Below are 18,798 nucleotides of genomic sequence, written 5' to 3' on the forward strand. Positions count from 1 at the left end.
GTGAATCCCTCCAAAACAATAGATTTGTAGCAATGGTAAACCAAACTCCTCATTGCCGATTCGATCTATTGAGGGTTGACACGAACGTGCAGAAGCGCAGTTCTACCTGCATAAAACGAACTGCTGGGAATGGGAGGATGGATGACGGACTTAATTGCGGACGTAATGTTCCAGGAATCACGCGTCAGACCAATGCACTCTCATTCTACAGCTTAGGTAATGAGGTAGACAAGGAGCGGTCGCGTACCGCTTCCCTGATCTATAAATCTATTGTAATAGGAATCACTGATAAATCCAGGCATCCATCTTCACAAATCTGGGCGACTTCATTTTATCGGTGCTTTCTAAAATTATATCATGAACAATCTGCATATCGCACTGTCACAAGCGACAGGTTAAAATATTTTAATTATATCCTTATAAAAGAACAAACGCGCCTCCCCTATATCCTAGAGGAGGCGCACACGCACGAATGATCAATCAGCTGATACCGACGACTTTGTAGCCTGCATCGACGATCGTCGCCGAAAGAGCCTTGTCCGAAACGTCAGCACTCAGGGTGACGACGGCATTCTTGTTTTCCAGGCTGACTTCCGCCTTTTCCACGCCGTTCATGCCTTCCAAAGCCTTCGTCACATGGGCGACGCAGTGGCCGCACATCATACCTTCGATAGAAATCGTCTTTTTCATTACACTTGCCTCCAATTTTTCATCTGCCTGCATTTGTGCAACTTCTTCCGCTCCCGCCTCTGCTTCCTTCTGTAAAAGGAAGCCGGGCAGTTCACGCAGAACCTTGCGCTTGTCTTTCCTATCGTCATAAACATCAAAAAAGTTCAGCCGCAAGGCATTCATCACGACACAGAAACTCGAAAGGCTCATCGCCGCCGCGCCGAACATCGGACTCAATACGATGCCGAACACGGGCAGCCAAAGGCCTGCCGCGAGCGGTATGCCGATGACATTGTAGAAAAACGCCCAGAAGAGATTTTCCTTGATGTTGCGGATGACCTGCCGCGAAAGGCGGATGGCCGCGACGACATCCCTGAGTGACGACTTCATGAGGACAACATCGGCAGCATCCATGGCAATGTCAGCGCCCGCACCGATGGCGATGCCGACATCGGCACGCGTCAAAGCGGGCGCATCATTGATGCCGTCTCCTACCATGATCGTCCTGCCGCTCTCCTGCAGACGGCGCACGACCTCTTCCTTGCCGTCGGGCAGAACGTCAGCGACGATGGCAGAAAGGCCGAGCTTCACGCCGACCGCGTTCGCCGTACGGCGGTTGTCTCCCGTCAGCATGACGGGCTGCACGCCCATGCGCAGAAGTTCCTCGATCGCCTCGCGGCTATCTGGCTTCAAGGCGTCAGCGACGGCGATGATGCCGAGCAAGCGATCCGCAGCGGCGAAGAAAAGCGGCGTCTTTCCCTCCGACGCGAGCTTTTCCGCCGCCGCCTTCATGTCCGCTGTCAGAAGCCCTTTCTCCTTCATCAGCGCCATGCTGCCGCCGATCACCTCTCGACGTTCACCCGAAAGCTCCGCCGTGCCCGTGACGCCATGCCCGGGCAGTGCCTGGAAATCCTGCACCTTCGAGAAAGAAATGCCGCGCTCTTCTGCCTCGCGCCGGACGGCAACGGCAAGCGGATGTTCACTCTGCGCCTCCAAGGCGGCCGTCACGCAAAGAAGCTCTTCTTCCCCTACACCCGCAGCAGGCACGAGATCCATCACGCGAGGCTTTCCTTCCGTGATCGTGCCCGTCTTGTCGAGCACGACGAAGTCTGCCTTTCCCGTCGCCTCCAAAGCAGCCGCCGTCTTGAAGAGAATGCCGTTCTTCGCTCCTTTGCCGCTGCCGACCATGATGGCGACGGGCGTTGCAAGCCCCAGGGCGCATGGGCAGCTGATGACGAGCACGCTGACAGCACGCGCGAGAGCGAAGCTCGCCGTCTCACCCAGAAGCAGCCAAAGAGCGCCCGTAGCAATAGCCAAAACAATGACGACGGGAACGAATACGCCCGACACCTTGTCAGCGAGCTTCGAGATCTCCGCCTTTGAAGCGGCGGCATTCTGCACCATCTCGATGATCTGCTGCAGCGTCGTGTCTTCGCCGACGCGCCGCGCTTCGCAGGTCAAAGCACCGTTCTGATTGATCGTGGCGGCGCTCACGAGACTGCCCGGCGCCTTGTCCACAGGCAGGCTTTCGCCCGTCAGCGCCGCCTCGTTGACGGCGCTCTCACCTTCGAGCACCTTGCCGTCGACGGGAAAGCTCTCGCCCGGCAGTACGAGGAAGACGTCGCCGACGGCGACCTCCGACGCGGCGACGACGACCTCCTCGCCCTCCTTCACGAGTCGCGCCGTCTTGGGTGCAAGATCCATGAGCCCCTTGATGGCATTCGTCGTCTTGCCCTTGCTGCGACTTTCCAGCCACTTGCCCACCGTGATGAGCGTCACAATCATCGCGGACGTCTCAAAGTAGAAATCCCTGCCGCCCGCCGCGACGCTCTGCCAGTCGCCAGCACGCGCCGCAAGAAGCATGGAGAAAAGATTTCCCGTACTGTAAACGAAACCCGCCGCACTGCCAAGAGCTACGAGCGTATCCATATTCACGCCGCCCGAAAAGATATTGCGAAAGCCGTTGATGAAGAATTTCTGATTGACGATCATGACGGCGACAGCGAGAAGAAGCTCGTAAAGGCCGATGACGAGCGCATTGTTCTCCATCGCCTGCGGAATGGGAAGCGCAAGAAGCATGTGCCCCATCGAAACGTAGAGAAGCGGCACGAGGAGCACGAGCGACACGATAAAGCGGCGCAGAATCTTCGGCGTCTCATGATCTTCAAGCGCCTCTCGCTCTTCTCGCATATCCTTTGCCCGTCCTGCCCCCTTGCCGGCAGCAAGGCTCGCGCCGTAGCCCGCATGCTCGACAGCGGCGCAGATCATCTCCGACGTCAGCGGCGCATCGTAACTTACGAGCATCGAATTCGTCAGAAGGTTCACAGACACCTCCCGCACGCCCGCCAGATGACGAACCGCCTTGTCAACACGCGCACTGCACGCCGCGCACGACATGCCCGTGATCTGATACTTTTCATTTTCCGTCATAAGAAAAACACCTCCTCGCTTCCTATGACTATTTGAACAGAATATACGTCGATGAGGTATTTGTCAAGAACAAGTTTCAAATGTATGCAGACACATTCCTCTTCTTATCAAAAATTTATTGAACTTTTTTGATAATTCTTTGTCAGGAAAAGAGGATTTCCGCCTTTTATGTCAAAATAAAGAATTTGAAGAAGGTTGTTTCTTTTACTATGAAAGTCCAAGAAGTCAAGCCGACGACGCAGACCGATTGGATAATTTTCATTAAAGGTAGCGCACAATATCTGCAAAGCGGACGTTTGTGCGTGTAGTCTAAATTCCTTCTCAACGATAAAAAAGAATTCGAGGTGCTTTGCCTTCATGATCGATCTTGACAGGCTCACGACGGAGCAACGCAATGCGGCGACGCTTCACATCGACGAGCTTTCTGTTTCCGACATGCTGCGCACCATCCATGATGAGGACAGGAAAGTCTTCGAGGCTGTGGAAAACGCCCTGCCCATGATTGCTCGGGCGGTGGAAATCATTGCGGTTCGTCTAAAGAAAGGCGGCCGCCTTTTTTATCTAGGCGCAGGCACGTCAGGCAGGCTCGGCATTCTCGATGCCGTCGAATGCCCGCCGACCTTCGGCACAAATCCCGAACTCGTACAGGGCGTCATCGCAGGCGGTATGAATGCCGTCTTCCGTGCACAGGAGGGAGCGGAAGATTCCCTCACGCTCGCACAGGAGGATCTCAGAGAACGTGGCCTTAGCTCTTCAGACGTGCTCTGCGGCATCGCAGCTTCGGGTCGCACGCCCTACGTCGTCGGCGGCCTCGACTACGCGCGCTCGCTCGGTACGGCGACCATCGCCGTCGCCTGCACGCCCGACTCCCCCATCGCCGCACTCGCTGATGTCGCGATCACGGCGGTCACCGGCCCCGAGGTCATCACAGGCTCGACGCGGCTCAAGGCAGGTACGGCGCAGAAAATCATCCTCAACATGCTCTCCACGGGCGCGATGATTCGTCTTGGCAAAGTCTACGGCAACCTCATGGTCGATGTCAAAAGTTCCAACGCCAAGCTTGATGAACGGGCGCGGCGCATCGTCATCGAAGCGACAGGAAAAAGCCGCGCTGAGGCGGAAGAAGCGCTGGCGAAGGCTTCGGGCAGTGCAAAACTCGCCATCCTCATGCTCCTCGCTAATCTTCCTGCCGAGGAGGCGCAGCGGCAGCTTGCCGCCTCCGACGGCTATATCAGACGCGCTCTCAAGGGGGAATCTTCATGAAAGCCGAAGCGCTTGCAAAGGAAATCCTCCGACTCGTCGGACCTGCCGCCAATATCTGCAAGGCGGCAAACTGCATGACGCGCCTGCGCCTTGAGCTCAAAGAGCAAATGCCCGATCTCACGCAAAAGATCCAAGCGTTCGACGGCGTATTGGGCACGCATACGAGCGGGAGAGAGCTGCAGATCATCCTCGGTCCCGGCCGCGCCGCCTCCGTGACAGCGTGCTTCAAGGAATTGCTCGAACAAGAAGCTGCAGCCGCGACGACAGAAATGCCGTCTGCGGACACCGCTGCCGGAAGCGATGCTGCAGATGCGCCGTCCGTACGTCAAGCCGCACAAAACTCTGCTGTCGGCGACGGCAAAGCACTGCATGAAGCCATACGGAAGAGGAATGCAACGCCCGCCAAGCTCTTCTTGAAGCGCATCGCCAACATCTTCATCCCGCTGATTCCTGCCTTCATTGCCTGCGGCATCATCACGGGGCTTTTGAACGTCGCGCTCAAGGCTTTTCCTGCGCTTGCCGCGACGCCTTATGCCGCACTTCTTGGGCTCATGGGAAATGCCGTCTTCTTCGGTATGAACATCCTCGTCGGCGTCAACGCCGCGAAGGAATTCGGAGGCTCGCCCATGCTTGGCGGCACGCTCGCCGTCATCCTCTCGCATCCGGGACTCGCCGCCATTTCCTTAGATGGTTTCTCCTTCGTACCGGGGCGCGGCGGCATCATCGCCGTCCTCCTCGTCACGGCCCTCGCGGCATGGCTCGAAAAGAAGCTGCACCGCCATGTGCCAGAGATGCTCGACCTCTTCCTCACGCCGCTGCTCGTGCTTCTCATCGCAGGTCTTGCCGCCCTCTTCATCCTGCAGCCCTTGGGCGGCGTCCTCTCCGAGTGGGTCGGCCAAGCTGCGACTGCAGCCATCGACAAGGGAGGCGCCTTGACGGGCTTCGTGCTTGGCGCAGCGTGGCTGCCGATGGTCATGCTCGGCGTACATCAGGCATTGACGCCCATTCATGCGGAGCTTCTCTCACGCTACGGCGTGACCATCCTGCTCCCCGTGCTCGCCATGGCGGGCGCAGGTCAGGTCGGCGCAGCGCTCTGCGTCTATTGCCGAACAAGAAGCGCCTTCCTCAGGAAGACTGTGGCGACGGCTCTTCCCGTCGGCGTTCTCGGCATCGGCGAGCCGTTGATCTACGGTGTTACGCTGCCGCTCGGACGCCCCTTCCTTGGGGCCTGCATCGGCGGCGCGTTTGGCGGTGCCGTGCAGGCGGCCTTCATGGTCGGCGCCGCCGCCATGGGCATCTCCGGGCTGCCGCTCGCCGCCGTCACGGACAAAGTCGCCATTTACCTCATCGGTCTTCTGACCGCTTATGCCGCAGGCTTTCTCGCTACTTGGCTGCTCGGCTTCCAAGACCCCGAAGAGCCATCAAACTAATGAAAGGAGGCATTGCCATGCAGACAGGAATCTCCATTTATCCCGGCCTTGACAACACCCCGAAAGAAAATCTTCAACTCATTGAGTCTGCCGCCAAAGTTGGCATCACGCGCATATTCACCTCCTTGCATATCCCGGAGACGGATCACAGCGCCCTCAAGGAGGAATTCAGCGCCATTGTGCAGGCGGCCCGCAGTCACGACATGGAGATCATCTCCGACATCTCGCCTGAGACGCTCGAACTTCTCGGCATGCGTCACTTCTCTCTCTCAGCCTTCCAATTCATGGGCATCCATACCCTGCGCATCGACTACGGTTACGGCGCTGCCCGCGTCGCTGAGCTGAGCCGCAACACCCAGAACATGCGCATCCAGATCAACGCTTCGACGATCACAGGCAAATTCCTCACGGATCTCCTGCAGGAGAATGCGAACTTCGATAACATCGACGCGCTGCACAATTTCTACCCACGCGAAGGAACGGGGCTTGCCGAGGCGACGCTCGTGCGCAAGACGGCGATGCTGCACAAGGCGGGCATCTCAGTCGGCGCTTTCGTGCCGTGCCATTTCCGCCGGCGCTCGCCGCTTCGCTGCGGCCTGCCGACGCTCGAAATGCACCGTGACTTCCCGCTTTCCCTCGCCGCGCGGCATCTCGCCGCCATCGGCATGGATTCGATCTTCATCGGCGACTCCCTGCCGTCGCAAGGGGAGCTTGAAACGCTCGCCGTCATCAAGGAGAACTGCGTGACCATGCGCGCCGAGCTTTCGCTGCGCGAACCCGTGCAGGAGGATCTTCTCGCTCACGTCTTCACCGCAAGGCTCGACGAGGCGCGTGACGCCGTGCGTGCGCAGGAGAGCCGCGCCCTGCTCAAGGAGATGGGAAAAGACATCCTGCCGCAAAACCAAAAGATGCGCCCCTATGGCGCCATTACGCTCGACAACAAGGACTACGGCAGGTACATGGGTGAACTGCAGATCATCAAGCACCCGCAGCCCGCCGATGCCCGCGTCAACGTCGCGGCGCTCATTCCCGAGGAGGAGCAGTTCCTCATCAACTACATCATTCCCGGCAAGAAATTCTCCTTTCATCTCGATGATGAATAGTCCGCTGAACAAAAACCAGTATATATTTGCATCAAAATAAAAACTTCCGCCAAACCTTTCGGCTTTTGGCGGAAGTTTTTAGAAAGCGCTGATAAAATGAAGTCATCCAAATGTGTGAAGACGGGTGGCTGAACTCATCAGCGCTTTCTTCATTCTGCGGCTTGAACTGCCTCTAGCTCCAGCTCCTGCTCCTGCATCTGCAGCGCCAGCTTCCTCGCCTTTGCCTGCTTCTTCCTTTCCTTGCGGATCGCTTTGCTGTAGCGCTCCTCTTCACTGAAGATGCAGCCGCAGTACGGCTGACGGTAGAGTTCCAACTCGTGACTGATGTCGATGCCTTCCTGCCAGCCCGGGCGGAAGTCCTCGTAATAAAATTCAATGTCGTATTTGCGAGCGAAGAACTCCGCTGTCTCGCGCATGAGATCATGCTGCTGATGAATGCTGTAGAAAAGCGTGCTCGTAAATGCCTCAAAGCCATTCTCGCTCGCATAGCGCGCCGCCTCTCCCAAACGCCATGTATAGCACATGCGGCAGCGGCCGTTGGGCAGACGCTCGGCTAAGAGCGCACGCTGCAAGAAGTCACGCAGCATGTAATTTTCATCCGTCCGTATTTCCATCTCGACTTTGGCAGCAAATTCCTTCGCTGTCTTCAGACGCATATCCCATTCTTTGTACGGGTGGATATTGGGATTGAAGAAGTAGCCAACAGGCTCAATGCCGTCCTGCCGAAGTTTCTTGACAGGATAGCACGAGCATGGCCCGCAGCACATATGGAGCAAAAGTTTTAAGCTCATTTTCCTTCCTCCACATAGGGTATGCCGAGATGCTCATAGGCGGCGCGCGTTACGATGCGGCCGCGCGGCGTGCGATTGATGAAACCGAGCTGCAAGAGATAAGGTTCGTAGACGTCCTCGATCGTGTCGCTCTCCTCGCTGATGGCAGCTGCCAGGGTTTCGAGTCCCACTGGCCCACCCGCGAACTTTTGAATCATCGTCAAGAGCATGCGGCGATCCGTATGGTCGAGACCGATGCGGTCGACTTCCAGTCGATCGAGAGCCGCGTCAGCGATTGCAGCGGTGATCGCCGAGGCTCCTTCGACCTGTGCGAAGTCGCGCACGCGCTTCAGCAAGCGGTTCGCGACGCGCGGCGTGCCGCGCGAACGGTGTGCGATCTTCTCCGCCCCACTCCTTTCGATGGAAATCTGCAGGATCTCAGCCGCACGCTCAATGATATGCATGAGTTCAGACGGCTCGTAATACTCCAGACGCGAGATCACGCCGAAGCGATCGCGCAGAGGAGCGGCAAGCGCCCCTGCCTTCGTCGTCGCGCCGACCAGTGTGAATGGCGCGATGTCAAGACGGATGGAGCGTGCACTCGGCCCCTTGCCGATGATGATATCGAGCGCGAAGTCCTCCATCGCTGAGTACAGCACCTCCTCGACGCTTCTGGAAAGCCTGTGTATCTCATCAATAAAGAGCACATCGCGCTCGCCGAGATTCGTCAGGAGCGCCGCGAGATCGCCTGAGCGCTCGATGGCAGGCCCCGATGTGATGCGGAAGTTCACGCCCAGCTCGTTGGCGATGATGCCTGCGAGCGTCGTCTTGCCGAGGCCGGGCGGCCCATAGAGCAGCACATGGTCGAGCGCCTCACCGCGATTCAATGCCGCCTGCACGAATACCTTGAGATTTTCCTTTGCCTTCTTCTGCCCGATGTACTCAGCGAGCTTTCGCGGGCGCAGGCTGTACTGCCATGTGTCCTCTGTCCGTTCGTCCTGCGCAATGATGCGCCCTTCCATTTCCTCCATTCCGCCCCTCCTTTCTCAGCGATGTTGGGCAAACTCCTTCAACGCAAAACGAATCAGCGCCTCAGCGTCCTTGCAGTCCTTGGCACGCCGCAGGATCGGCGTGAACTCCGCCTGCGTGTAGCCGAGCGAGAGGAGCGCGGCGCCCGCCTCGGCAAGCATCGTATCTTCGACAGGCTCTTCGAGCAAGCCTTCCTCGACAATCGTTTCGTGCTCCGTCATAAATCCCTTCATCTTGTCCTTGAGTTCCAAGATGATGCGTTCCGCCGACTTCTTGCCAATTCCTGGAGCCTTCGTCAAAATGTCCGCCTTCTTATTCCTTACGGCAAGACAGAGGTTCTCTGGCGTGATGTTCGATAAGATGCCAAGCGCCGCCTTGGGACCGATTCCCGTGACGGAGATGAGCATTTGAAAAAGCTCGTACTCCTCCTCAGAAAAGAAGCCGTAGAGCGTCATGGCGTCCTCGCGCACGGCAAGATGCGTGAAGAGCGTCACTTCTTCGCCCATGTGCAGGCGACCATGCGTCGCGCCCGAAATGAAGACGCGGTAGCCGACGCCTGCAACGTCAAGAAAGCAAAAATCAAGGGAAAGGCGCGCGACCTTTCCCCGCAGGAAACCGATCATGAAAATCTCCTAAAAATCATTGAACCGCAGACCGCGCTAAATTCATCCATGCTCCCTACAGGCGATTGCGCCAGGCAGCACTCGCCATGCAGTGCGTCGTGCAGATGGCTACGGCAAGCGCATCCGCCACATCATCGGGTTTTGGCGGTTTCGCGAGGTGCAGAAGCTTTGAGACCATGTAGATGACCTGTTCCTTCCGCGCCTTGCCATAACCCGTCACCGCCTGCTTGACCTGCAGCGGCGTATGCTCCGCGATTTCCAAGCCATTCTTGGCCGCAGCCAGAAGCACGACGCCACGCGCCTGCCCGACGGGAATCGCCGTCGTGACATTGCGGTTGAAGAAAAGCTGCTCGATGCCCATGACGTCGGGCTTGTACTCCTTGATCAAGGCGTCAAGTCCATCGTAGAGCTTCATGAGCCTATCTTCCATGCGAGCCTTTGGACTCGTCGTCAGAGCGCCGTATGCGTGCGGTACGAGGCGGCTTCCCTCCGAGGACACGAAGCCAAAGCCGCAGATCGCCGTGCCCGGATCAATGCCCAGCGCCAGCATGCCTTCTCCTCGATGAAAACTGCACGACCGCGCCTTCTGCGGACTTACTCTTCATCAAACTCATAGTTGCTGTAGACATTCTGCACATCATCGTTTTCCTCAAGGGCATCGATGAGATTCTGCATCTTTTCCGCATCCTTGCCCTCAAGCTTGACAGTCGTATCGGGAACCATCGTGATCTCCGCCGATGCCGTCTCGATTCCCTTCTCGCCGAGCGCCGCCTCGATCGCGTCATAGTCAGCGGGATCAGCCGTAATTTCGAAGACGTCGTCCTCCGCTTTGAAGTCCTCCGCGCCCGCATCGAGCACGATGCCCATGAGTTCATCCTCGTCCTCGAATGTCTCCTTCTCCACGATGAACACGGCCTTCTGCTTGAACATCCAGCCAACGCAGCCCGTTTCGCCGAGATTGCCGCCGTACTTCGAGAAGATGTGGCGCACATCAGCGGCGCTGCGGTTGCGATTGTCCGTCAGGATGTCGAGCATGATGGCGGAGCCCGCCGGCCCGTAGCCTTCGTAGGTCAGTTCCTCATAGTTGCTTCCCTCGGCAGCGCCGAGACCCTTCTGTATGGCGCGCTGGATGTTGTCCTTGGGAATGTTGTTCGCCTTCGCTTTGGAAAGCGCGAGCTTCAGTCGCATATTTCCCGTCGGATCGCCGCCGCCCATGCGCACGGCGATGGTGATCTCCCTGCCGATCTTCGTCGTGATCTTGCCGCGAATCGCATCATTCGCGCCCTTTTTCCTCTTGATGTTCGCCCATTTGGAATGTCCTGACATGAAACCTTGCAACTCCTTATTTTAAATAACGTAGCCCTTTTCTTCAAGCTTTTACAAGCTGATAATGCTTCTTCTTGCCCTTCTTGACGAGCGCCGTGCCGCCGGAGAAATCCTCCTCCTGCAGACGATAATCGGCATCCGTGACCCGCGCATCGTTGAGCGTGACGCCGCCTTGCGAGATGAGGCGCCTGCCTTCGCTCTTTGAAGGGAAAACGCCGTTCTTTGCGAGGATGTCAAGGAGCTTCGCGCCCATCTCCTCGGCGGTCAGTGTGAACGTCGGCAGCTCTGCGGATGCCGCGCCGCCGCCGAACATCGCCTCGGCTCCCTCCTTCGCCTTCTTCGCTTCCGCCTCTCCATGCACAAGCTTCGTGACCTCGTAGGCGAGCACCGTCTTCGCCTCGTTGATTGCCGCATCCCTGAGCGCGCCCAAGCGGCGCACCTCTTCCATCGGCAGGAATGTCAAGAGCGCAAGACATTTTTCAACGTCGGCATCGTCAATGTTGCGCCAGTACTGGTAGAAATCGTACGGCGATGTCTTTTCGGCGTCGAGCCAAAGGGCGCCGCCCGCCGTCTTGCCCATCTTCTGACCGTCGCTCTTCGTGAGAAGCGTGAAGGTCAGTCCGTAGGCGGGTTTCGCTTCCTTCCTGCGGATCAGCTCGACACCCGCGATGATGTTCGACCACTGATCGTCGCCGCCCATCTGCAGTTTACAGCCGCAGCGGTGACTGAGTTCCAGAAAGTCGTAGGCCTGCATGACCATGTAGTTGAATTCGAGGAAGGTCAGCCCCTTCTCCCAACGCGTTTTGTAGGCTTCAGCAGCCAACATGCGGTTCACGGTGAAATGCGCCCCAACCTCGCGCAGAAGTTCGATGTAGTTGAGCTTCCTCAGCCAATCGCCGTTGTTGACCATCAGCGCCTTGCCCTCAGAAAAGTCGATGAAACGCGCGATCTGCTTCTTGAAGCAGTCGCAGTTGTGCTCGATATCCGCGTCTGTCAGCATCCTGCGCATATCCGTGCGCCCCGAAGGATCGCCGACCGTTCCCGTGCCGCCGCCCACGAGGCACACGGGACGATGCCCGGCACGCTGCATGTGCGACATCGCCATGAGTCCGAGGAAATGTCCAACATGAAGACTGTCCGCCGTCGGGTCGAACCCTGTGTAGAAGGTCACGCTCTCTTTGCCGAGCAGTTCGCGCACTCCTTCTTCATCTGTGCATTGAGCGATGAAACCGCGCTCTTTCAAAACATCAAAAACATTTGCCAACGAACTCTTCCCTTCTTTTCTCATCCTTCAAAAGCACATCAATCCCTGCCCTTGGAAACGCCTGCGCCCGGCTCAGGACCGCCACCTGGTTCAGGGAGCGACGGCTGCTGAGAGGGCGTGGAGTCCGCCTGCGGTGCGCCGTCTCCCATAGTTCTGCCGCCTGCCTCGGGCCTTGGCACATCCCTGGCATCCTTGCCGTTTTTCGCATCCTTGGCATTCTTTTCCTTCTTATCTGTATGCTTCTCGTCCTTCGCAGATTTTTCGTCCTTAATCTCGCTGACACTTCCTGCGGTATATGAAACACCGTCAAAGTTCTTTGCAGGTGTGCCCGCGACAACCTTTTGCATGAACGCCTTCCACATTTCTGCTGGTGCCATGCCGCCTGACATCACGCCCATCGACGTGTTGTCGTCGTTGCCGATCCACACGCCAGCCACGAGATCGGGCGTGTAGCCGACGAACCACGCATCGTGATAGTTGTCCGTCGTACCAGTCTTGCCTGCGGCAGGACGTCCGATATTCGCACGCGTTCCCGTACCATGCTGCACGACATCCTGCAACATGCTCGTCAACGCCGCTGCACTGCTTTCCTTGATGACGCTCTTTTGCTTAAGCTCCGCCTGTTCAAGAACCTTGCCGTTGCGGTCGAGAATCTTAATGATGGCGACAGGCTCGACGTGTATGCCCTTGTTCGCAAACGTCCCGTAAGCGCTCGTCAGTTCCAGAGGCGTCACGCCCTTCGTGAGTCCGCCGAGCGCCGTCGAGAAGTTCTTGTCGTTGCGCTCACCGTCAAGCACAAGAGTCGTTATGCCCATCTCCTGCGCATAGTAAATCGGCTTTTCTATGCCGAGCTTCTGTGCAATCTTGACCGTAGGCACGTTGAGCGAGTAGCGCGCCACCGTGCGCAGTGTCACCTTGCCGCTGTAATTGCCGCTATAATTCTTCGGCGACCAGCCGCCGATCTTGATCGGGCTGTCGTCAATGATAGTATCGGGGGAATAATTCGCCTCAAGCGCCGCTGCAAAGACGAAGGGCTTGAACGACGAGCCTGGCTGACGCTCCGCCATCGTCGCGCGATTGAACTGATCCGTGCCTCGGCCGCCGACCATCGCCTTGATGTAGCCCGTGTGCGGATCGATGGCGACGAGCGCCATCTGCGGCTGCTGCACTCCATTGCCATCCGTGCGCTGTACGGCCACGGTATGCGCGGCCTCTTCCGCTGCCTTCTGCATCGTCATGTCGATCGTCGTGTAGATCTTCAAGCCTTCCTTATAGATGGCATCGGCGCCGTATCGATCAATGACCTTCTGCGTGATATAGTCGATGAAGTACGCGCCCGTCGTATCCTTCGCCTGTGTCTTATTGGCAAGCGTCGGCTTCTCTTCCGTCGTCTTGCGCGCCGTCGCATGATTGATGTAGCCGTACTTTTCCATCTGATCGAGCACGACTTCCTTGCGTTCCTGTGCGGCGTTGAAGTTGTTAAACGGCGAATAGTAGTTGGGACTCTTCGGTATGCCCGCAAGCATCGCGCATTCGTTGAGATCAAGATCCTCGACGTTCTTGCCGAAGTACGTCTTCGCCGCCGCCTGCACGCCATAAGCGCCCTGTCCGAAGTAGATCTGGTTCAGATAAAGCTCCAAGATCTCCTGTTTCGTATACTGGCGCTCGATCTGCAGAGCAAGGAACACTTCTTGTACCTTGCGCTTGAGCGTCCGATCCTGCGTCAGGTAAGCATTTTTGGCGAGCTGCTGCGTGATCGTCGAACCGCCCTCGGAGATCGTCCTGCCCGTGACGTTGGCATAGACGGCGCGCAGAATGCCGCGCGGGTCGACGCCCATGTGCTCATAGAAGCGGTTGTCCTCGACTGCGACGAAAGCATTCTGCAGATTTTTCGGAATCTGCGCGAGCTTTACCGGCTCACGGTTCTCTGTTGCATGAACATTGGCGATTTCGTTGCCGTTGATGTCATAGATATGAGACGACGCCGGCGGACGGATGTCCTCAACGAGATTTTCTTTCGTATTCATGCTCGCCGTCAAAAAGCCGCAGCCGATGCCGACGAGCATGACGAAAACAAGGATGAGGAAACCCACGAGAGCGCGCACAATATTGCCGCCGCGGCTTTTCTTCTTCGGCGGCGGCTTCGGATTCGACTTCGGTGCCAGACGTCTCTGCAGCTGCTGCCGTGAGGCGCGCGTCGCATCGGTACGTTTTTCCATGAAGAAGCTCCTCCTGATCTATTCAACGATATGCTTTTCATTATACTGCAACGAAAGTGGCAGAGCAAGACATTATTGCCCGCTCTTCCATCACTGCAAATCGACGAGCGTCGCGCCCGTACCGCCCTCGCTGATGTCGGCGAAGTTGAAGCGGGCGACGCTCTTGTGATGCTTGAGATAATCGTGGATACCCTTTCTGAGTGCTCCCGTCCCCTTGCCGTGGATGATGAGCACCTGGCCGAGTCCGCCGACGACGGCATCGTCGAGGAACTTACCGAGCACTTGCTCCGCCTCGTCGACCATGAGCCCGCGCACATCGATCTCACGATGCAGGTTCGCCGTCTTCTGCAGAAGCGCCCCCGCCCCCTTCGTGCCGCCGCTTCCTCTCGCGGCGGGCTGCTCCTTCCTCGCACGTTCGACAAAGCGGCAGTCTCCCGCCTTGACATACGTCTTGAGATTGCCGAGCTGCACCTCGATATTTGCGCCTTGGATCTTGAGCACCGTCGCCTTTTGGTCGAGCTTTCGCACATAGACGACATCGCCGACAGCGAGCTTCTGCATGTCGATCTTCTCTTTGTACGCCTTGCCGGGGAGGAGTCCCGTGCGCGAGCGCTCCGCCGCTTCCTGCAGTTTCTCCCGCGCCTCCTGCATGGCACGGCGGCGGCTCTCTATGCCGAGGTCGTCGAACTGCACCTTGAGGCTCTTGATGATCTCCTCCGCCTCGCGCCGCGTGCGCCGCACGAGATTTGCGCTCTCCTGCCTCGCCTTCTTGAGCATCTGCTCCTTCTTCTCGCGAATCTCATCCTTCAGCGCCTGCGTCTTTTCCTCAAGCTTCGCCACGCGCTGCTGCCTTTCCAGGATGTCGGCGTTCCTCTGCTCGTACATGAGCTTCTCGCTTTCGAGCTGGTTCACGACCTTCTCGAACTGCGCATGATCGGCCTTGATGAATTGCTGTGCACGCAGGATCGCCGCTTCCGAAAGGCCGAGGCGGCGGCTGATAGCAAAGGCGTTGCTTGCGCCCGGCATCCCCGTCAGCAGACGGTACGTCGGGCGCAGCGTCTCGACATCGAATTCCACACAGGCATTTTCGATGCCCTCGCGCGTAAAAGCGAACGTCTTCAGCTCCGAGTAATGCGTCGTCACGATCGTCGAGGCGCCGCGTGCGAGGAACTGCTCAAGGATCGCCATGGCGAGAGCCGCCCCTTCCTCGGGGTCGGTTCCCGCGCCGATCTCATCGAGCAGCAGGAGATCCGTGCCCTCGACACATTCCAAGAGTTTGACCAGATGCGACATGTGCGCGGAAAATGTGCTGAGGCTCTGCTCGATGCTCTGCTCGTCGCCGATGACCGTATAGACATTCGTATATACGGAAATCTCAGATCCTGCGGCGGCAGGGATGTAGCAGCCCGACTGTACCATGAGCGCAAAGAGGCCGATCGTCTTCAAGCTGACTGTCTTGCCGCCCGTATTTGGTCCTGTGATGAGCAGCATACGATACGATTCTCCAAGCGCGATGTCAATGGGCACGACCTTTGCCGCATCGATCAGCGGATGACGCGCGGCGACGAGCTTCGTCCTTCCCTCGCGATTGATCGCGGGGCGCGTCGCCTGCATATCGGCCGCAAGCTTCGCCCGTGCGAAGATGAAGTCAAGAGAGGCGAGTATGGCACAGTTCCCTTCGAGAACACTGCCGTTCTTTCCAACTTCCTGCGAGAGAAGACGCAGGATGCGCTGCACCTCAGTCTTCTCCGCGAGCGCAAGCTGCTTGAGATCGTTGTTGAGATCGACGAGAGCCATCGGCTCGATGAAAAGCGTCGCGCCGCTCGCCGACTGGTCGTGGACGATGCCTGGAAAGCTCTGGCGATACTCCTGCTTGATCGGTATGACATTTCGCTCCGCACGCTGTGTGATGATGGCATCCTGAAAGAATTTCTGATACTCCGTGCGGTGCAGGATGGCTTCCATCTGCTCCTTCGCCCTGCGTCTGCCTGAGCGCAATTCACGCCGTATACGCGAAAGCTCGACGCTCGCGTCGTCGAGCAAATTGCCGTGCTCGTCGACGCTGTTTTCCAGCCTGCGTTCCAACTGCCCGAGAATCTCGATGCCCTTTGCCTGCTCCTTGATGAGCGGCAAGTCCATCTCCACTTCTTTGAAGAAGCGCTTGACAGCTCGCATCGCGCGCATCGTGCTCAGAAGATCGGTAAAATCGCCGAGGTCGAGCACGGCGCCGCGCTCGGCCTTTGCCAGAGACTCGCGGATGTCGAAGACTCCGCCCATGGGCGGCGAGGAAAAAGCCGAGAGGCGAACCGCCTCCTCCGTCTCGCGCAGAAGCTCCTCTACCTCAGCAAAATCGCCCGACGGAAGGACGGCTCGTGCCTTCTCCTTGCCGAGGACGGAGCCTGCCTTCGCTTCCAGCATCGCGCGAATCTTGTCGTACTCAAGCGTGTCGAGTGTTTCCTTTTCCATACATTACCTTTCTCTTTTACTGCACGCCGCGGAAATAATGGCCGCGCGTCACATCCTTGCCCTCAAGCTCCTTCAGATATTCCTCCTGCTCCTTGATGAGCCTTCCTGAAAAGCGGCTCCATTCCTTGTAAAGGCGCACGCGTCTTCCCAGTTCCGCCGCTTCCATGAAGCGCCCGTCGATGCGTAAAAAAGAGATGCCACGCGGCGCAAACTCCATCGCATGAAGCAGCATCGAAAGGCGCTTGCCGTTGAGGACGTGCATGTGGCATGACTGGTCGAATACGAGCGGAAATTTCATGTCCTTCCTGTCCAACAAGGCGTAGCGCGTCTTTCCCTTGCAGCACGGCATCGAACACGAGCCTGACGCTGCATCGCCGAGGAAACTGCCCAAGGCGCAGTATTCAGATACCATGAGTTCAAGATTTCCCTCGACGATGCACTCGACGGGAAAAGGTGCACGCACGGCAAGCGCCCCCGCCTGCTCCAGCGTAAGCTCGGGCGAAAGAACGGCGCGGCTCGCTCCCATTTCTGCAAGCTCCGCAAGAGCCCGGCAGTTGATGACGGGAAGCGACGCATCGGCATAAAATTTCAGCCCCGCCTCGCGCACGACGCGGAGCGTGCCGAAGTTGTGGACACTGACGGCGTCGGGCGAAAGGCGCACGAAACCCTCGACGAGTTTTCTCCATGCCGTCATGTCGCGGCGCAGCACGAGGCGCGGCGTGTTGAACACGATGGCGCATCCTGCGCCGCGTGCGAGCTGCGCCGCCTCCGCGTAGTCGCGCAGGGGAATCGCACGATGATGGTAGGAATCGCCGCCGAAGACGATCTCGTCGGCGCCTGAGCGCAGCGCCTCGCGCACGCCGGCGAGCGTGTCCGTCGCCGCCGCGATACGCGCCTCGCCCTTGCCTCTGGCGCGGGCAGGCGCTTCTTCATAGCGGAACGCAGGCAGGGCTGCGCGGTGATAGTGCGCCATGCGCTCTTCCTGCAAGGCAGCGAACGCCCTGCGCCGCGCCTCGTTGATCTCGCTGACGGGAACCATCACGCCATCCTCCATATCGAGGGAGATTTCCCCCAAGGAAAAGATCGTCGTGCCGATACGGCGCAGCTGCTTTTCAACGGTCGCTGCATCCAACGGTCGCTTCTTTGCAGATTCCGCATGAAACTCCGTCTCCGCCTGTGCCGTAAAGCCGTCCCGATCACGCAAGGCGATGGAAAGGGGCTCACCTAGGCGCACGCGGACATGCGCCGCCACGGGCACGCGCCGCACGGGAGCGCCCGCGCGGAAAAAGCTGCGTGCCTTCTCCATGAGATGTGCGTCGAACACCTTGAACACGCGGTCGTGCGGCTTCACGGGCGCATCGAGAGGCAATGTGACCTCCTCGCCCGCCTTCGCCGTAGGACAGGAGCGCCCCTTCTTGTCGCAGAGATCCGTCACCGTCGCTGTCTTCCTGCCGCCGACCTTGACCCAGAAATCCAGCTGATCTCCCTCGGCCAGATCGCCCGAGAGCTTCAGTTTCACGCGCCCCGCCGTCCTGTCATTTTCCAAGACTCGCCCGACGAGAAGGCCGCGATTGTTCGGCCGGGAATCGCTCATCATCGTGCGCCCCGGACGCTCCTTTAGGTAGGCTGTCGTGAAATCGCGGTTGAAGATCTGCGCGAGCGCCTTTTCATCCTCTGCCGCGCTCGGCAGTTCCCTGCCCGCCTCGACGGCGTCGATGGCGCGGCGATAGGCGTCGACGACGACAGCGACGTACTCGGGACGCTTCATGCGTCCCTCGATCTTCAGCGAAGCGATGCCGCTCTCCAAGAGTTCCGGCAAAAGCTCAATGGTCTTCAAATCCTTGGGCGAGAGCAGGAACTGCCCCGCATCCTTGCCGAGAACATCCGCGCCCGTCTCATCGACGAGCGTATAGGGCAGACGACACGGCTGCGCACAGCGACCGCGATTGCCGCTCCTGCCGCCGATCATGCTGCTCATCAGACACTGCCCCGAGTAGCAGACGCAAAGCGCCCCATGCACGAAAGTCTCAATCTCCACCTGACAGTGCGCCGTGATATAGCGGATATCCTCCAACGAAAGCTCGCGCGAGAGCACGACTCGCTCAAAGCCCATCTCCTGAAGAAGGAGCACGCCTTCCAGATTGTGCACGGTCATCTGCGTGCTCGCATGCAGCGGCAGACTGGGCGCCGCCTGACGCGCGAGCCG

General features: G+C 58.4%; 13 protein-coding genes. 3 read left to right on the top strand and 10 right to left on the bottom strand.

Annotation, left to right across the window (positions count from 1 at the left end; genetic code table 11):
* Window positions 1-480 precede the first annotated feature (480 nt).
* The gene (locus HMPREF1153_RS05265; RefSeq protein ID WP_009645916.1) at window positions 481-3,099 is read right to left on the bottom strand and encodes a heavy metal translocating P-type ATPase; all 2,619 of its coding nucleotides are present in this window, start codon (window positions 3,097-3,099) and stop codon (window positions 481-483) included.
* 357 nt (window positions 3,100-3,456) lie between these two features.
* Here HMPREF1153_RS05265 and murQ point away from each other — a divergent pair, with 357 nt between their 5' ends.
* The 3 genes from murQ to HMPREF1153_RS05280 are packed head-to-tail and all read left to right on the top strand — an operon-like array spanning window position 3,457 to window position 6,895.
* On the top strand, window positions 3,457-4,362 hold the full coding sequence (gene murQ / locus HMPREF1153_RS05270; RefSeq protein WP_009645914.1) for an N-acetylmuramic acid 6-phosphate etherase: 906 nt from the start codon (window positions 3,457-3,459) through the stop codon (window positions 4,360-4,362).
* Complete coding sequence (locus HMPREF1153_RS05275) at window positions 4,359-5,792, top strand: PTS transporter subunit EIIC (RefSeq protein ID WP_009645906.1); 1,434 nt, start codon at window positions 4,359-4,361, stop codon at window positions 5,790-5,792. Before murQ ends, HMPREF1153_RS05275 begins: the two co-directional genes overlap by 4 nt.
* A gap of 17 nt (window positions 5,793-5,809) precedes the next feature.
* Window positions 5,810-6,895 carry a DUF871 domain-containing protein gene (locus tag HMPREF1153_RS05280; protein ID WP_009645908.1) on the top strand — a complete coding sequence of 362 codons (1,086 nt, stop codon included), beginning with the start codon at window positions 5,810-5,812 and terminating at the stop codon, window positions 6,893-6,895.
* Window positions 6,896-7,044: 149 nt separating this feature from the next.
* Here HMPREF1153_RS05280 and HMPREF1153_RS05285 read toward each other — a convergent pair whose 3' ends face one another.
* The 9 genes from HMPREF1153_RS05285 to HMPREF1153_RS05325 form a co-directional block, all read right to left on the bottom strand.
* Window positions 7,045-7,686: an epoxyqueuosine reductase QueH gene (locus HMPREF1153_RS05285; RefSeq protein WP_009645913.1), complete on the bottom strand. Its 642-nt coding sequence runs from the start codon at window positions 7,684-7,686 to the stop codon at window positions 7,045-7,047.
* Window positions 7,683-8,687 carry a Holliday junction branch migration DNA helicase RuvB gene (ruvB, locus tag HMPREF1153_RS05290; RefSeq protein ID WP_369791798.1) on the bottom strand — a complete coding sequence of 335 codons (1,005 nt, stop codon included), beginning with the start codon at window positions 8,685-8,687 and terminating at the stop codon, window positions 7,683-7,685. The genes HMPREF1153_RS05285 and ruvB overlap by 4 nt, the downstream gene beginning before the upstream one ends.
* Before the next feature lie 24 nt (window positions 8,688-8,711).
* Complete coding sequence (gene ruvA / locus HMPREF1153_RS05295; RefSeq protein ID WP_009645917.1) at window positions 8,712-9,317, bottom strand: Holliday junction branch migration protein RuvA; 606 nt, start codon at window positions 9,315-9,317, stop codon at window positions 8,712-8,714.
* Window positions 9,318-9,372: 55 nt separating this feature from the next.
* Entirely contained in the window at window positions 9,373-9,867 is a 495-nt protein-coding gene (gene ruvC / locus HMPREF1153_RS05300; RefSeq protein WP_006192432.1) for a crossover junction endodeoxyribonuclease RuvC, read from the bottom strand.
* A gap of 44 nt (window positions 9,868-9,911) precedes the next feature.
* Window positions 9,912-10,643, bottom strand: coding sequence for a YebC/PmpR family DNA-binding transcriptional regulator (locus HMPREF1153_RS05305; RefSeq protein ID WP_006192433.1), 732 nt, complete (start codon window positions 10,641-10,643; stop codon window positions 9,912-9,914).
* A gap of 43 nt (window positions 10,644-10,686) precedes the next feature.
* Window positions 10,687-11,907, bottom strand: coding sequence for a tyrosine--tRNA ligase (gene tyrS, locus HMPREF1153_RS05310; RefSeq protein WP_009645910.1), 1,221 nt, complete (start codon window positions 11,905-11,907; stop codon window positions 10,687-10,689).
* 38 nt (window positions 11,908-11,945) lie between these two features.
* A complete protein-coding gene (locus HMPREF1153_RS05315) occupies window positions 11,946-14,126 on the bottom strand; it encodes a transglycosylase domain-containing protein (RefSeq protein WP_009645909.1) in 2,181 nt (726 codons plus the stop codon).
* Window positions 14,127-14,216: 90 nt separating this feature from the next.
* A complete protein-coding gene (locus HMPREF1153_RS05320; RefSeq protein ID WP_009645911.1) occupies window positions 14,217-16,592 on the bottom strand; it encodes an endonuclease MutS2 in 2,376 nt (791 codons plus the stop codon).
* Between the two features lie 16 nt (window positions 16,593-16,608).
* A partial coding sequence (locus HMPREF1153_RS05325) for a DUF3656 domain-containing U32 family peptidase (protein ID WP_037369952.1) occupies window positions 16,609-18,798 on the bottom strand: 2,190 nt, incomplete at its 5' end.

The sequence above is a fragment of the Selenomonas sp. CM52 genome, from assembly GCF_000292955.1.
Lineage (GTDB): Bacteria > Bacillota > Negativicutes > Selenomonadales > Selenomonadaceae > Selenomonas.

Excerpts from the sequence above, each read along its gene's own strand:
- HMPREF1153_RS05320 (WP_009645911.1), bottom strand. The coding sequence starts at position 16,592 with ATGGAAAAGGAAACACTCGACACGCTTGAGTACGACAAGATTCGCGCG.
- HMPREF1153_RS05315 (WP_009645909.1), bottom strand. The coding sequence starts at position 14,126 with ATGGAAAAACGTACCGATGCGACGCGCGCCTCACGGCAGCAGCTGCAG.
- ruvC (WP_006192432.1), bottom strand. The coding sequence starts at position 9,867 with ATGCTGGCGCTGGGCATTGATCCGGGCACGGCGATCTGCGGCTTTGGC.
- HMPREF1153_RS05305 (WP_006192433.1), bottom strand. The coding sequence starts at position 10,643 with ATGTCAGGACATTCCAAATGGGCGAACATCAAGAGGAAAAAGGGCGCG.
- HMPREF1153_RS05285 (WP_009645913.1), bottom strand. The coding sequence starts at position 7,686 with ATGAGCTTAAAACTTTTGCTCCATATGTGCTGCGGGCCATGCTCGTGC.
- HMPREF1153_RS05280 (WP_009645908.1), top strand. The coding sequence starts at position 5,810 with ATGCAGACAGGAATCTCCATTTATCCCGGCCTTGACAACACCCCGAAA.
- HMPREF1153_RS05275 (WP_009645906.1), top strand. The coding sequence starts at position 4,359 with ATGAAAGCCGAAGCGCTTGCAAAGGAAATCCTCCGACTCGTCGGACCT.
- ruvA (WP_009645917.1), bottom strand. The coding sequence starts at position 9,317 with ATGATCGGTTTCCTGCGGGGAAAGGTCGCGCGCCTTTCCCTTGATTTT.
- murQ (WP_009645914.1), top strand. The coding sequence starts at position 3,457 with ATGATCGATCTTGACAGGCTCACGACGGAGCAACGCAATGCGGCGACG.
- HMPREF1153_RS05265 (WP_009645916.1), bottom strand. The coding sequence starts at position 3,099 with ATGACGGAAAATGAAAAGTATCAGATCACGGGCATGTCGTGCGCGGCG.
- ruvB (WP_369791798.1), bottom strand. The coding sequence starts at position 8,687 with ATGGAAGGGCGCATCATTGCGCAGGACGAACGGACAGAGGACACATGG.